The sequence below is a fragment of the Rhodospirillaceae bacterium genome (assembly GCA_018662005.1).
Lineage (GTDB): Bacteria > Pseudomonadota > Alphaproteobacteria > Rhodospirillales > JABHCV01 > JACNJU01.
Genome location: JABJHA010000004.1, coordinates 1 through 14,467 on the forward strand (window position 1 = coordinate 1; position 14,467 = coordinate 14,467).

Consider the following 14,467-nt stretch of genomic DNA (forward strand, 5'->3'; position numbering starts at 1 on the left):
AGGAAACCCCGGCCACCGGTCAGTAACACCGTCTTGCCCGAAAAGTCCTTAGCCTGAATGGCCAGCCGCTGACAGATCTCGTCGATATCGGATTTAAGCAGAAATTCGGTCATGGAAATGTCTTCTTCGTGGTTAATGGGTTTCAAGACTGGGCAGGGGTACAATAAAGCGGCCACCGGAGGCTTTAAAACTGTCAAGTTTCGCCATGATCGGGGTGGCAAAATTCCACGCCAGAATGACAATGTCATCTGGTTTATGCTCTTCAATGGCGCTTGAGGGCACGACCGGGATATGCATACCGGGGCTATAAAGCCCTTGTTTTAAAGGACTGTCATCGACGATAAAATCAATCAGGTCTGCTCCGATATCGAAATGATACATCAATGTGGTCGCCTTGGCGGGCGCACCGAAGGCCGCGATGGTTCGCCCGGCGTCCTTGCTGGCGCGTAACAGGGTGGATAATTCCGCCTTCAAAACATCAATTCGCAGGCCAAAATCCCGGTATGTTTCAGCCTTGTCCAGTCCCATCTTTTTTTCAAGGTCGATCAGCTGGGCAACGGAAGGGGCAACGGATTTGCCACCACCGGTTTGTTGGGCGACGGCACGCAAAGAGCCGCCGTGTGTGGAGACACGCTCAGCACCAATCAGTTCCATACCGTGCGCCGCCATGAAAGAAACAAGCGGTGCAACGGTGTGATAAGCGAGATGTTCGTGGTAGATGGTGTCAAACAGGGTGTGTTCGAAAACATCAAGCAGATAAGAAACCTCGAATACGAAAACCCCGTCATCGGCAAGTAACGCAGCAATCCCGTTCAGAACCCCGCCCAGATCATCAATATGGGCGAACACGTTGTTGGCGGTTATGACGCTGGCCCCGCCGTGTGCTGTCCGGACATCCCTGGCCATGGCCGGGGAGAAGAAACCGGCAATCGTCTCGATCCCCTCAGCGCTCGCCCGGGCGGCAATGTCTTTGGCCGGATCAACGCCAAGAACCTGATAACCGGCCTTTTTAAACGCTTTCAGTAAGGTTCCGTCGTTTGATCCAATATCAAAAATCAGTGCACCGGGTTGCGGGGCATACGTGTCGATAACGAAGGCGGCGTAGTCTTCAAAATGATTCACGAAAACAGGAGAGGTTCCCGACACATAGACATAGTTTTCAAACAGCACCGCCGGATTGACAACATCCAGAAGCTGAACATGGTGGCAATCTTCGCAGAAAAAAACATCAAGGGGAAAGGTCGGCTGGATTTTGTCAAGCTGATCTTCGGCAACGAAAGCATTGGCGGGCGGTGTTGGCGCCAGCGACAACACTTCACTTAAGTGGCTGCTACCGCACAGGCGGCAGGTTGTTCTACGATGACAAGCGGTACCCATCTTCTAATTGTCGTCTTCGGGCCGCCAAGAGATGCTGTCCGCATCATCAAGCATATCAACCCGCACCACATCGGCTTCATAGGTCGCCTGATCGCGTGGGTTGCGCGACAGAGTTAAAAACACAGTATTTTCAGGGAACTTCATGCCGTGATCAATCATCGGCGGGGTGAAGACCATCTGGCCTTGTTTAACCAAAAGCATTTCAGGCTCATCAGTGCTGCCGGTGGTACGGTGGTAATATTCGATGGTTCCTGAAATGACATAACAGTAATGCCAGTCGGTTTTGTGATAATGATTGGCCCTGAGTGCACCCTTTTTTGATTCAATCATCACCGCCGATTTCATCATCCGGTCAACCAGCGGCTGAATGGCCCCGCGATCATCAACAAACGGTTTTTCAAGCGGCACGATGGCCTCATCGGGCCAGCTTAAGCGTTCTTCTTCGGTGACGGGATCGATATCGGGTTCGGACATGAATCACAGTCTCCCTTTAGCGGGATTCAACCGGGCTAAAAAACAGGGTAGTTAAACACCCGTTTTGTATAATCTGACTGGCCTGCAACAGCAAGGAGTAATAGGTCTCGTAGAGATCCTGGCATGAGTCCTGTTGCTGAAAAATACATGAAGACTTTTCGAACGATTATCGATTTCGTCAATCTTTGTTTGGTCGGCGAACAAGAGCATCTTTTCAGTTGCGATCCATCATAAGACTGTTTCACGGTCTGAATGATTCAGCTTTATTTTCAAGAAACCACCGATAGGCCTGGCTCAGGCCATCATCGAGGCTGGTTTTCGCCTGCCAGCCAAGATTGGACAGCTTGCTTGTATCAAGAAGCTTTCGCGGGGCGCCATCCGGCTTGGAAGTATCGAACGTCAAATCGCCCTTAAACCCCACGACCTTACAGATTGTTCGCGCCAACTCGCGGATACTGACTTCAATTCCGGAGCCTACGTTAATTGGGTCGATACAGGAATAGTTCTGCATCAAAAAAACGAGGGAATCGGCCAGATCATCGACGTAAAGAAACTCTCTCAAGGGTGTCCCGGAGCCCCAAACCAGCATGGATTCATCCCCACTTTCCTTCGTCTGGTGGGCTTTCAGAATCAGCGCGGGAATGACATGGCTGAACTCAACGTTAAAATTATCGTCGGGGCCGTAAAGATTGGTCGGCAACACGGATATGAAATCACAGCCATATTGTTTTCTGTAGGCTTGACATAGTTTGATCCCTGCGATTTTTGCGATTGCATACCATTGGTTGGTGGCCTCCAGGGGGCCACTGAGCAAAGCCTCTTCGACCACAGGTTGGGTGGCGTTCTTGGGGTACAGGCATGACGCCCCGAGCAACATCAACTTTGCAACACCGTTTTTCCACGCACCGTGAACGACGGAAGTTTCTATGGTCAGGTTATCGTAAATAAATTCTGCTGGAAGGGTGTCGTTGGCTAAAATTCCACCTACCTTTGCGGCGGCTAAAAACACCACCTCTGGCCGGTGTCGCGCCATCCAGGCATCGACGTCCTCCCGATGACGCAGATCAACCTCGTCGCGCCCGACGGTAAGCAGTTCGCAGTCCTCTCGCTGCAGCCGCCGGACGATAGCCGAACCAACCATGCCTTTATGACCGGCCACCATGACCCGTTTGCCGGTCAGGGAGAATGCGGATTTTTGTTTTGCATTCATTTTAGAAATAATGAACCTTCCATGTTTTTAAAGTTGAAAAATAGCTGTTCACGCATTTGGAAGCGTCAAGACATCCTGTTTAATACCAGAGACAGATCATTGCAGCTTGCCGATTTTTTTAACGGCCAAGTCAAATTGCGCCAAGGAGGAAATGCCCATCAGCATGGTGTCGATCTGCCCTCGTTCGAGAACCCATTGGTAGGCGTACTCATCCAATGTCAAACCCTTATCCCCTGAGACTCTGACAAGTGCCTCGATTTTGACGGCCGTTTCATCCTTCAGCAGGTTGTCATAGTAATCCCTGTGCCGCGTTGCTTCTATGAGGCGTCCGCCCGGTCGGGACCCGTCGGAACGAGCGCGGTATTTTCCGGTTAAAAGACCTTCACACAAGGGGCTGAAGGAAATGGTATTCAAAGATCGTTGCCCATGCAATCGCCACAGGGGATCATCCCTAAATAATAGATTGTGCCTTACATGGATGCCATCGATTGCGTCGAGCAATCGAGGTGAAGCCAAGACGGCCAAGATGGAGCGGGATGAAAAATTGCTGATGTGAAATTCTCGAATCAACTCTTCGGATTTTAATTTATCGATAATCCCGGCAAGGGCCGCGAAATCCGGAAGATTAAGATCGTTATGGAGAGTGAAGTAGTCGATCCGATCGACCCTCAACCGCTCAAGACTACCTTCCAATCCCGATCTGATCGCCGCTTCCAACTGCCCCGGCGGCAATTCTTCGAGATAAAATTTTGTTGCCAGCGTTATCAAGTTCCTATCCAGTTTCTGGAGAGCCATGCCGGTAATTGTTTCGGACAAGCCATTTCCGTAGCTGGGTGATGTATCGATCACGCCAATGCCCACGCTCATGCACCGTTCAAGAATAGCCGAGGCTTCCTGCAATGGCACCTTCCAGCCGAACATCATGGTGCCAAGGCCGACGCGGACCATCGGGTTTTGTAACTTATTCATCTTCCCCGCAACCAAAAGGCAATCTCCCTGAAAGGTCACATTCAGCCAACTGGCAGGGCACGATAGCGATCTTTCACCAAATGTGACTGAATCGTATTACAGGCCATGAACCAGCGGCCATCGTGGGATTGAAAGTTTGTCGGCCTGTCCGGATCGATAAATTCGACACCATGGGGAATAAACGAATACCAGCAGACGATATCCCCGCAACTCATATTATCTTCCAGCATGACGCGCTCGCCCGCGCCGTTGATGATATAAAAGCCGCCGGCATCATAATCGGTTTCCGACGAGGACAGGTGAAAACCAAACAGCGCACGGATGCAGAAATCGGGGTCTGTGTGTGTTGAAATATGACCACCACCACGCGGATAATTAATGAGTTGAATGCGGTCGACCAGGCCGTCAGCTGGTAAATTGGTCTTGAAGGCGCCGGGCGCATAGCCGTTGAAGATTTTGCATAATTCCCAATAGGTATCGGCAGTGTTGAAAAGTTCACCGTTTCCTTCATTCCAACGAAAAAAATAATAGGAATGATCCAAAACCGTATAACCACCATTAGCGGTTTCCATGGTATCGTTTATTTCGTGCCAGTCGGGACAGTCGGGAATAATTTCATTGTGGGATGCGGAGTTTAACGCCGCAAAATCGAAGGCAACCTTTTTGATCTGATCAACCTTTTCCTTCAAAAGGGCGTTTTTAAGGATGATGGCCTCGCCGGCAAAGATCCGTTCCGCGACCTCCGCTGCGGCCTTTTGGTCCGCTCCCAACACCAGCTCGGAAAATTTGGAATATTCCATTTGAGAAATGCCGGTAAGTGCCCTCGGCCTGTCGCCTTCCTCCAACAATTGTTTCCACTTGTTTGCAAAAAAACGTGAGTGATCCATACTGACTCCTGTTGTTGCAAAGGCTGCTCATAGGCCGATAATTCAAGAGCCTCTCTGCTGGTTCTCATAAAGGTATATGTTAAATTCGCTAGCAATAATAGTCACTTCCATTAGGGGCGACAGTTTTAAATTAAGATTTTGGAGTTTTTTGAAACAGGCTTGCCAAATACAATTGGATCATCAATGATGCGATCAATGTCCACCTTGAAAATGGTGATTTGCAGTTCAACACTCGAGGCTGGTGTCGCTTCGAGTTGACCAGGAAAGCAATGCTTAAATCTGTTGAGAAATTCCTGAAGTTATTCATCCCGCCGGTTTTTTCGCATCTCTGGCGAAAGATAAGGCCACGGCGTATCAGGGGACACCTGATCTTCGCACCAGATGGATCGAACACACAAATAAAGGCGTCTGAAAAGGGATGGGACTCCGAATATATCGTCGCGGACATGGAACGTGAGATTGACAGTTTTGCCCGGCGATGCCGGGGGGCCGGGCCGCTATCCTTCACCCACCTGAGCAGTGAATCAAAATCGGAGAACCCCCTTCGTCTTCATAACCTCCACATGACGTGGGCCTACGTTATAGCCCTGGCCTCACGAAATAAAGAAGCCATATCAATTCTTGATTGGGGAGGGGGTCTTGGTCATTTTTATCAGCTGGCGAGGGCCGTCCTCTCCGAAGATGCGCTCGACTACCATTGCAAGGAGATTCCTTCGACGGTGAACGTTGGGCGACGCATTAATTCTGCCGTCACCTGGTATGATGACGAGGCGTGTTTGGTTAGGACTTTTGATTTAATTCTTGTCAGCGGATCGCTTCAATATATGGAAAACTGGGCGGGGTTTCTCGGCAAGCTTGCGGCCATCGCCGATGACTATCTACTGTTATTGCGAACGCCCGTTGTCGATGAAGGCGATGGTTTTTATGCTATTCAACGCATCGGCGAGACGGAACTCCTACACCAACTATTCAGCGAGCCGGAAATTCTCGCCGTGATGGATGATTTTGGGTTTTCTCTGGTCAGGGAATTTTTTGATGGCAGCCGGCTGAGGATCGTACAGGCAGAAATCGAGTGCGAATTGAAAGGGTGGCTGTTCCAAAAAAAGACCTGATGGCTCAGTTGCGACCTGGCCAGACAGACTTGTTAATAATGATTTTAGAGCCTTCGTCATCGACATCAAAAGGTACATGAATGAGATGAGAAAGCTTCTTCTTGAAGTTTTCCTGGTTTTCCGGTTCAACATAAAAAATCATAAATCCACCACCACCGGCACCGAGAAGCTTGCCCCCAACCGCCCCGGCATCAATAGCGGTTTCATAAATGGAGTCAATTTCCGGGGTGCTGACGACATCGACAAGACCCTTCTTCAACTGCCAGAATTCATCGAGCAGGTGACCGATTTCGGATAATGGCCGGCTGGCCGAGGCGAGGATATTTTCCGCTTCATCCACCATTTCCATCATTTTAAAGACATGGGCCTGACGTTTTGACAGATTGGCGATTTTCTTTTCGGCGATCAAGGATGCGAACCGTGATAGACCGGTAAAAAACAGCATTAAATTACCGGTCAGTTCCTTGCGCCGCTCTGCCTCTACGTTCAGTGGCCTGACGTCGATATTTCCGCTTTGTTTGAAATCGATCCTGTTCATCCCGCCAGTCGCTGCCCAAACCTGATCTTGTGAGCCGACGTGCTCCTTAATGACATTCTGCTCCATGTCAATGGCTGCATTTGACAGTTGGAGTTTAGTCAATTCCAGGCCTTGAAAAACATTGAGCGCATTGATTATTCCGACGGTGAATGACGAACTCGAACCAAGTCCTGAGCGAGCTGGTAAATCTCCGTCATGGTGAATTTCCAATCCCATATCGGGCTGCATAACCTGCAAACTCGCCCGAACGACAGGATGTTCTATTTCATCAATTTCCTTCACCAATTCAATTTTTGAGTGGACGATCCTGTGCTGGTGTTCGAAGAAAGGCGGTAGCTGACGCACTGAGATATAACAATATTTGTTAATTGCCATGCCGAGCACACATCCGCCATGTTGCCGATACCAACTGGGGTAATCGGATCCTCCACCGAACAGTGATATGCGAAAGGGAGTACGGCAGATTATCATTTAACACTTTCCGTCCGGCATAACCGATCTTGCGGTTTGCAAGCTTTCAGGTGTGCCAATATCTATAAAGTTTGCATTATTTTGCACAAAACAGTGAATGGATTCTGGCTGCCGTGAGAAAAAGAAATCCTGTTCAAGTGATCGCCCCGCAACTGAATCTAGGGCATCGAGCGCCGCTTGCGTGATCAGGTATATTCCCCCGTTTATCAATCCGGCGGAATGATTAGTGACATCTTTTTCAACAAACCTGAGAATCCGGTCGGCCGCAAGCTCAAGATGGCCGTAGCGCGACACATCATCCACATGGACGCCAACAATGGAAAGTTCTGTGCCGCTGGCCAAGTGCGCCAAAAGGAATTTGTCAATGTCTACCTCCAGCCAGGTATCTCCATTGATCACCAAGACATTATCGCTCAATAACCTGTTACGCAAAAAGCGAATTGCACCAGCCGTTCCCAGGGGTTCTGGTTCAATAACTGTTTCCACGCCGGGCTGCCCCCTTACATGCCGGACAACCTTATCGGCCAGGTGGCCCAGGCTGAGGATGATGCGGCGAGCACCGGCCGCTGTTAGTCTGTCGAGCAGGTGGTCAATAAAGGGCCTGCCGTTAATCGGCGCCATAACCTTGGGGGTATCCCCCAGTGAACTGCGCACACGTGTACCCAGCCCACCCGCTAGAATAACGATATCGATATCGCCAAGAATACGAACTTCACCGACGGTTTTTCCGGTTTCAGACATTCCCGTAAACAGAATTTTTAATCATGGTGTATCCCTTGATCAAATCGCGGATACCATCTTCCAGGCTGAAAGCCGGTTTGTATCCGGTGGCTTCAATTTTATCGTTGGAGACAATGTAATCCCTTTTATCAGGGTCTTCGCCGATGGGGGCTTCGATGGGGACAAAATTTGGCAAGTGAATTTGAATTGTTTCACACAGTTCCCATTTCGAAAGATTGGCTTCGGACAAGCCGACGTTATAGGGTTCACCTTTCATCGCCTCGAAATTTTCCAGCGCATGCAGAAACGCACGGGTTACATCGCGGACATGAATGAAGTTACGTTTAAAGTGACTTTCAAAAAGAACCACGGCCCGATCATTGACGGCCCGATAGGTGAAATCGTTGACAAGCAGATCGATGCGCATCCGCGGGGCCATGCCGAACACCGTAGCGAGGCGAAAACTGACCGTATTGTCCCGCGACAAGGCCTCGGCTTCGACCTGAACCTTGTGTTGGCCATAAAGCGAAATCGGGCGCAACGGCGATTTCTCTGTGCAGAATTTTCCGGCCTCGCCAATTCCGTAACCGCTGTTGGTAATCGGAATCAGCACCCGCTGGTCGGGGCTCAAGTTTTTCAACAACATCATCTGCCCGTCCAGATTCGTCGTCGTGGCGCCGATCGGATCCTGGGCGCAAATAGGAGCGCCCACCAGGGCGGCAAGGGGAATCACCACATCGGCCTTCGCCAGTAGTTCTTTTAGTAGTGTTTCGTTACGGGCATCGCCGTTGACCACATTGAAATTCGGATTGACACAACTGGTTGCCAGGGAATTTTGCCTGAACATGAAGTTGTCCAGAACAGTGACATGAAACCCTTTGCCCAGAAATTCCGGAACCAGGATTGACCCCAGGTAACCGGCTCCGCCGGTTACCAGAACGGATAACTTTTTGGACATGATATCTTTTTCTTCCAATTTTTAAGGAGAATGAATTTTACACGTTCAGCCACAGGCCCGGTCGAGAACATTGTGCAATTCCCTGATCTGTGGTTGCAAGTCTGCAGGATGGTTGCCAACGAAAAATCCATGGTCATGGACCGTATCGGCATTTTTTAAGTCACCCACTATTTCAATATCGTAATGCCTGGCGACATCATGTCGCATAATATTGCCGCCGGTTATCATACGATAACCGATATCGGCTTTGCTCAGCTCCGCCAACACCCGGGTCCGGTCGAAGTTGTAGGTGGGATTTAAAATAATAGGAAAGGAAAAGGCCGAGCTTTTCCCCGTTTCACGTTGAATGATGAACCTGTCATCACCCCTGAACAAATCTTGAAACAGGGCCAGATTAGCGCGCCGAACCTGCGTCATTCCAGCCAGTTTCTGAAGCTGTCTCAACCCGATGGCACCGCTCATTTCAACAGGGCGGAGGTTATAGCCGGGTAGGATAAACCGATAAGCTTCAAAAAAATCATCGTCCCCAGATACAAAGATTGACGAGTCACCGGGTAAATCACGAGTCCAGCCATGGGCGCGCAAGGCGCGCATCAAATGATATAGTTCCTCGTCATCGGTAATCGCCATCCCGCCTTCCATGGTGGCGATGTGATGTGAAAAGAAAAAACTGAAGGTATTGATATCGCCAAAGGTGCCCGTTTTGCGGCCGTTCAATTCCGCATCCGCAGATTCACAATTGTCTTCAATAAAATACAATCCGTGATCGTCGGCAAATTTCCGCTGGACGTCCATAGCAGCGGGGTTGCCAAGAATGGACACACCAACAAGTAACTTCGTATTGGGTGTCAGGGCGTCCTCCAGCTTGCTGACGTCAACATTCAGGGTCTCCAGTTCCACGTCAACGACACGCATCTTCAGTCCGTATTGCTGCAGCGGGCTGTAGGTTGTGGCCCAGGCAATAGCTGGAACAATGGCCTCGTCGCCTCGTTGCAGAGGTCTATTGCGGGTAAAGCAGAGGCTGGCGACAGCAACCAGATTGGCGGAGGATCCGGAATTAACCATTACGGCGTATTTCTTGCCGAAATAACCGGCGAAAGCTTCCTCAAAGGCGGCTACCTTTGGCCCCATGGTATAGCGGTCCGATTCAATGACTTCGTTGATTGAAGCAATTTCATCGTCATCCCACGAGGAGGCGGCTAGATCAAGAAACATGGTGTTGTTTTCTTTCTATTGGCTGAAAAATTCAAAGCTCTAAAACGGGCCCTTAAATTCACTCTGGTAGGCTAATTGTGCTTTTTCGCGATCCACCTGCAGCTCCCTGGCATCTGGGCGCACCATGGCGAAAGCCTTGGCGGCAATGGTCCGGGGATTTGGATAGAACCTGTCTTCCAAACTGGGCGTTGTTGGACACGGCGTTGGCGCAAACCCCATCCGGGCCATGACGATGCCGTCTTCAGAGGTACTCCGTTCACTGACTGCGGCCAATATTTCCGCGCTCATTCCGCAACTTTTCCACGCATTATCAACAATCAGAAGCCGCTTGGTCCGTTTGGCCGAAGTGACAATGGTATCGATATCAAGCGGCACCAGCCAAATCGGATCGATGACTTCCACGGTGATGCCCTCGTCAGCCAGCAACTCGTTCACCCGCAGACATTCGATCACCATATTTGAAATGCCTACAAGGGTTATGTCATCCCCCTGAGTGCAAACCCGCGCCTTGCCCGGTTTCACCTCGAAGGGTTCCGTGGGGACATAGGCCTCCGTGTAATAAAGCAGCCGGTGCTCGGTAAACACCACCGGATTGTTGTCGCGGATAGCGGCAATCATACAGCCTTTGGCATCATGGGCATTTGATGGTGTGGCCAGCTTCAGTCCCGGCACATGGGCGAACATGGAATAAAGCGCCTGCGAATGCTGCGGACCCTGTCCCCATGATTTTCCGATGATTGAGCGAACCACGAGGGGAACCGTGACCGTGCCACCGTACATGTAGTGGGATTTTGCGGCCATGTTGATAAGCTGGTTCATCGCCAACATCATGAAATCCATGCGAATATGTACGTGGACCGGTCGCATCCCGGCCATGGCGGCGCCAATAGCAACACCCGTCATGGCGTCTTCGGAAAGGGGCGTGCCGAAGATGCGTTCGGGGCCGAATTTTTCCAACAGCCCGCGCACGGATCCTTGAATGGATGTATGGTCGTCAACATCCAGACCCATAACGAAGACGTCTTCATCCAGCGCCATTTCCTGGGCAACTGCTTCACACACGGCAGCCCCATACGAAAGCAGTCGCCGGCCATTATTCTGCGTAGACATGACGATGCAATTCTTCCATGGTCGGGAAAGGGCTGTTTGCGGCAAAACTCATCGCGGCATCAATATCGGCCTCCACGTCGGTATCATGTCCGGCGACAACATCGCCGGGCAGCAAGTCCGCAAGAACCGACATTTGGTCATTTTCAATCCAGGGAATTGACGCTTCGCGGGGGCGATAATTGGCGTCGAAATCCTCCTCAGGCCCCACATGGGAGCGCCATCGGTAGGTCGGGCACTCCATAAAAGCCGGCCCCTGGCCCGCCCGAATACTCATTGCGGAACCTTCTGCGATAGAGCGGATATTGAAAATATTCTGATCATCAAGCCGATGGGTAGGGATGCCGAATCCCGCAACCCGGTGGCAAATATCCATATGGGCCCAGCGCCGCTCAATCGGCGTGTGGACGGCGAGGGCATTATTTTCGCAAATAAAAAGCACGGGTAATTTTTGCAGCGATGCAAAATTCAGGCTTTCATAAAACACCCCTTCTTCCGTCGCCCCGTCACCAAAGAAACAAACCACTATCCGACCCTTGCCTTCGCGTTTCAATTTCAACGCATGCCCCAGGGCAATGGGAATATTTGTCGCGACAACGCCCGAACTGCCGATCATATAGTGCTCACTATCGACAAGATGCATCGAACCGCCCTTGCCCGCCGCACAACCGTCTATTTTACCGTAGAGTTCCGCCATAAAGGCATTCAGATTACCGCCGTTGGCCAGGTAAAGGGCGTGTCCCCTGTAGGTGCCGGCGACATAATCATCAGCTCGTAAAATATCACAAACTCCAACCGGTATGGCCTCCTGTCCAATCGATAGATGGACAGGACTTTTAATAACATCGGTGCGATAAATATCGGCAATCCGCTCTTCAACACGACGAATCAACCGCAAGCCGCGATACAGCCGACTGAGGTCTTCTGCCGAAACGTTATTCGGGGGATTTGATGTCATGGCTCCAGAAGGGATGAGGGTGAAAGGTGCTCTTTGGCGCATCTATAACACAAGGCCGCACGACCCGTCCAGAAAATGGCGAGCGCAATTGCCGTCTTTTTGGGTAGCGCTTTCCTGATTATTTCCAGAACCAGAGTTCCCGGAAAAAAGAAGTATAAAATGACAGGCCCCACTTAATAATCTGGAGCTTTCTATGACCGCCAATGCGTGGCGGTTCATCGCCGGGAATTTCGCCGACTTTCAGGTTTCTCTTCAGGGCCCGCACGGACAACAAGGGTTCAATTCCCAGTTTTGTCCGATACAGTTTTTCATAAAATTCGAAAGTTTCATCGAGATGGATATCGAGTTCCTTGTAAAGGCTGCTCCGCCACGCCCGATAAATAACCATGCAATCCGTATAACTGCCGCCATAAAGAACATTGACCGTCGCGGTAAAAAGCCAATTTCCAAAAGCCGTTATAAGACTGTCATCTTCACTTTTTGCACCGTCGAGGTATCGCGACGCGATGACCATATCGAAACCGTCTTCCATCTTGGCGATCAAATCGGGAAGAAGTTCCGGAATGGAGTTTCCGTCCGGGCTAAAGGTAATAACGATATCACCGGTGACCAGTTCAAGGGCCTCGTTATAGGCGTGACGCAGACCTTTTTGAGTTTGCACATGGACCTGGTAACCCTGTTCACGTGCCCATTCAATGGTCCCGTCCGTGGAGCCGCCATCGACAATAATGATTTGATGAAAAAGGTCGGAGTCCACCCTCGGCATAATCACTTTCATGCCTTCAACCTCATTCCAGGTAAAAACGAGAAGGGCCACTTTCATCAGTGTGTTACTCCAGGGGAAATACTTCAATAAACAGGTTTAAGCAGTGGTTGTCATGGCTCGAAAATAAACGACGGCGGCAATCAAAACCGCCGTCTCTTATGAGTCTTTATTATCACTTTCCGGTATGTGTTGTTCAATAATCTTGCGCGTCAGGCGGTGTTTGCTCATTTTCTCGATGTGCCGCCGTGTTTGCCAGCCGAAACGTTGGGTAATCATATCAAGATAACGCGGGTTTTCAAAATATTCGTGGAAGGCATTATCCCGAAAGGCCAAAACCTCCGCCGAGGACAAGGCGTTAGTTGGCATTGGATGGCAGTCAAAACTGTGTTGGGAATATCCTGACCAATTTTCCGGCAGGGGCAAGCCGCTGCTTTCCGCCTCAAGATAAAGCGGCGACCCCGGATAAGCCATGGCAGAATAAAAGTTGGCAAATTCGCAATTCAGTTCCTTGGCCAGTTCAAGAGTTTCGCCCATGGTTTCAAAATTGTCGTCCGGAAGGCCAAATATAAAGTTGCCGATGACGCTGATTCCGGCCTTTTGAATGTCGCCGACAATGTTAACTATATCCTTGGAATTGAGCGCCTTTTGGGATTCTTCGCGAACATGCTTGGACCCAGACTCGATACCAAGTGCCAGCCACTGGATTCCGCCATCGCGAAGTAACTTTAACTGATGCGATTGAATCGTATCAATCCGGGCATAGGCCCAAATATTGAGCGGTCGATTGAGATCTGCTAACCCTTGGCAAATGGCCGTTACATGCCTTTCATTCAGCACGAACATTTCATCAATGATTTTGAATGTTTCTATGCCGTAATGAGAGCTCAGGTAGTCAACCTCGGCGACGACTTTTTCCGGCGAACGCATGCGATATCGATTGCTGTCAAAGGGCGCATTTATGCAACAAAATGCGCATTTATAGGGACAGCCAAGGGAGGTGTAGATCGATGCGTAGGGTTGACGCTTTTCAAGATTTTTGAAGCATTGCCAGTTATGAGCACGGTATTTGTCCATTGGCAACAAGTCCCAGGTATTCCCGTGCAGTTCGTGATCCAGATCTTTTATCAAGGGGGCCGGGGAATTGACTGAAACGTCCTTCGCGTTCCACCAAACCAACCCCTGGACCCCGGCCAAGTCATCCGCCTTGGATTTAAGCGCCGCCAACAGTTGGACGACGGTTGAGGGGCCTTCCCCCTTGCAGGCGAAATCTACCGGTTCTTCCCTCAGGGTCCTTTCCGGCAAAGCCGATACATGGCCGCCCAGAATGATGATGGGGATTTCGGGCGTCCTGTTCTTTATCGCTCGCGCCGTTTCGTTCGCAGGTGCCATCTGCTGGGTCGAGGCCGAGGGCTGATGCCCAAAGACGACTAGCCCGACCAGTCGGGGGTTCATTGCCTTTATCCGCTCACTGACTTCGTCAGGACCGATTTCTTCTGCTTCCGAATCGACAAGACGAACAATATAGCCATGATCACGAGCATAACCGGCGATCAGCCGGCACCAGAGAGGCGGCTCGACAGCGGTCAGGTCAGTGCCCAGGTTTTGATAAAGGCGCTTTCGCCCGCCAGGGTTTATAAGAACAAGGTCGATTTGGTCAGTCACTGGTTATTAGCTCTGCTGTTCAAAATTGAGGACTTAGCGTCCA

Annotated in this window: 15 protein-coding genes; 1 reads left to right on the top strand and 14 read right to left on the bottom strand. The window is 50.5% G+C overall.

Going from position 1 to position 14,467, the window contains the following annotated elements; translation table 11 throughout:
• The 6 genes from HOL66_01290 to HOL66_01315 all read right to left on the bottom strand — a co-directional run.
• The coding region (locus HOL66_01290; protein ID MBT5242858.1) for a nucleoside-diphosphate sugar epimerase at positions 1-113 on the bottom strand (113 nt) is incomplete at its 3' end.
• A gap of 19 nt (positions 114-132) precedes the next feature.
• Positions 133-1,377: a class I SAM-dependent methyltransferase gene (locus HOL66_01295; protein ID MBT5242859.1), complete on the bottom strand. Its 1,245-nt coding sequence runs from the start codon at positions 1,375-1,377 to the stop codon at positions 133-135.
• A gap of 3 nt (positions 1,378-1,380) precedes the next feature.
• Complete coding sequence (locus HOL66_01300; protein MBT5242860.1) at positions 1,381-1,851, bottom strand: hypothetical protein; 471 nt, start codon at positions 1,849-1,851, stop codon at positions 1,381-1,383.
• A 241-nt stretch (positions 1,852-2,092) separates the two neighbouring features.
• Positions 2,093-3,031, bottom strand: coding sequence for a GDP-L-fucose synthase (locus tag HOL66_01305; GenBank protein ID MBT5242861.1), 939 nt, complete (start codon positions 3,029-3,031; stop codon positions 2,093-2,095).
• 126 nt (positions 3,032-3,157) lie between these two features.
• Positions 3,158-4,045 carry a hypothetical protein gene (locus HOL66_01310; GenBank protein MBT5242862.1) on the bottom strand — a complete coding sequence of 296 codons (888 nt, stop codon included), beginning with the start codon at positions 4,043-4,045 and terminating at the stop codon, positions 3,158-3,160.
• 26 nt (positions 4,046-4,071) lie between these two features.
• Positions 4,072-4,917: a hypothetical protein gene (locus HOL66_01315; GenBank protein ID MBT5242863.1), complete on the bottom strand. Its 846-nt coding sequence runs from the start codon at positions 4,915-4,917 to the stop codon at positions 4,072-4,074.
• A gap of 563 nt (positions 4,918-5,480) precedes the next feature.
• On the opposite strand from HOL66_01315, the gene HOL66_01320 reads away from it, so the two are divergent.
• Complete coding sequence (locus tag HOL66_01320) at positions 5,481-6,029, top strand: methyltransferase, TIGR04325 family (GenBank protein ID MBT5242864.1); 549 nt, start codon at positions 5,481-5,483, stop codon at positions 6,027-6,029.
• 4 nt (positions 6,030-6,033) lie between these two features.
• On the opposite strand, the gene HOL66_01325 is transcribed toward HOL66_01320, so the two are convergent.
• From HOL66_01325 to HOL66_01360, 8 genes are all read right to left on the bottom strand, one after another.
• A complete protein-coding gene (locus tag HOL66_01325) occupies positions 6,034-7,038 on the bottom strand; it encodes a kinase (protein MBT5242865.1) in 1,005 nt (334 codons plus the stop codon).
• A complete protein-coding gene (locus HOL66_01330; protein MBT5242866.1) occupies positions 7,039-7,779 on the bottom strand; it encodes an NTP transferase domain-containing protein in 741 nt (246 codons plus the stop codon).
• Positions 7,772-8,716: an SDR family oxidoreductase gene (locus HOL66_01335; GenBank protein ID MBT5242867.1), complete on the bottom strand. Its 945-nt coding sequence runs from the start codon at positions 8,714-8,716 to the stop codon at positions 7,772-7,774. The genes HOL66_01330 and HOL66_01335 overlap by 8 nt, the downstream gene beginning before the upstream one ends.
• A gap of 45 nt (positions 8,717-8,761) precedes the next feature.
• Entirely contained in the window at positions 8,762-9,931 is a 1,170-nt protein-coding gene (locus tag HOL66_01340) for a DegT/DnrJ/EryC1/StrS family aminotransferase (GenBank protein MBT5242868.1), read from the bottom strand.
• A 39-nt stretch (positions 9,932-9,970) separates the two neighbouring features.
• Positions 9,971-11,041: an alpha-ketoacid dehydrogenase subunit beta gene (locus HOL66_01345; protein ID MBT5242869.1), complete on the bottom strand. Its 1,071-nt coding sequence runs from the start codon at positions 11,039-11,041 to the stop codon at positions 9,971-9,973.
• Complete coding sequence (locus HOL66_01350) at positions 11,025-11,996, bottom strand: thiamine pyrophosphate-dependent dehydrogenase E1 component subunit alpha (GenBank protein MBT5242870.1); 972 nt, start codon at positions 11,994-11,996, stop codon at positions 11,025-11,027. The genes HOL66_01345 and HOL66_01350 overlap by 17 nt, the downstream gene beginning before the upstream one ends.
• 118 nt (positions 11,997-12,114) lie before the next feature.
• Positions 12,115-12,819 carry a glycosyltransferase family 2 protein gene (locus HOL66_01355; protein ID MBT5242871.1) on the bottom strand — a complete coding sequence of 235 codons (705 nt, stop codon included), beginning with the start codon at positions 12,817-12,819 and terminating at the stop codon, positions 12,115-12,117.
• 99 nt (positions 12,820-12,918) lie between these two features.
• Positions 12,919-14,424 (bottom strand): radical SAM protein, encoded by a 1,506-nt coding sequence (locus HOL66_01360; protein MBT5242872.1) that lies wholly within the window; start codon positions 14,422-14,424, stop codon positions 12,919-12,921.
• Positions 14,425-14,467: the final 43 nt, after the last annotated feature.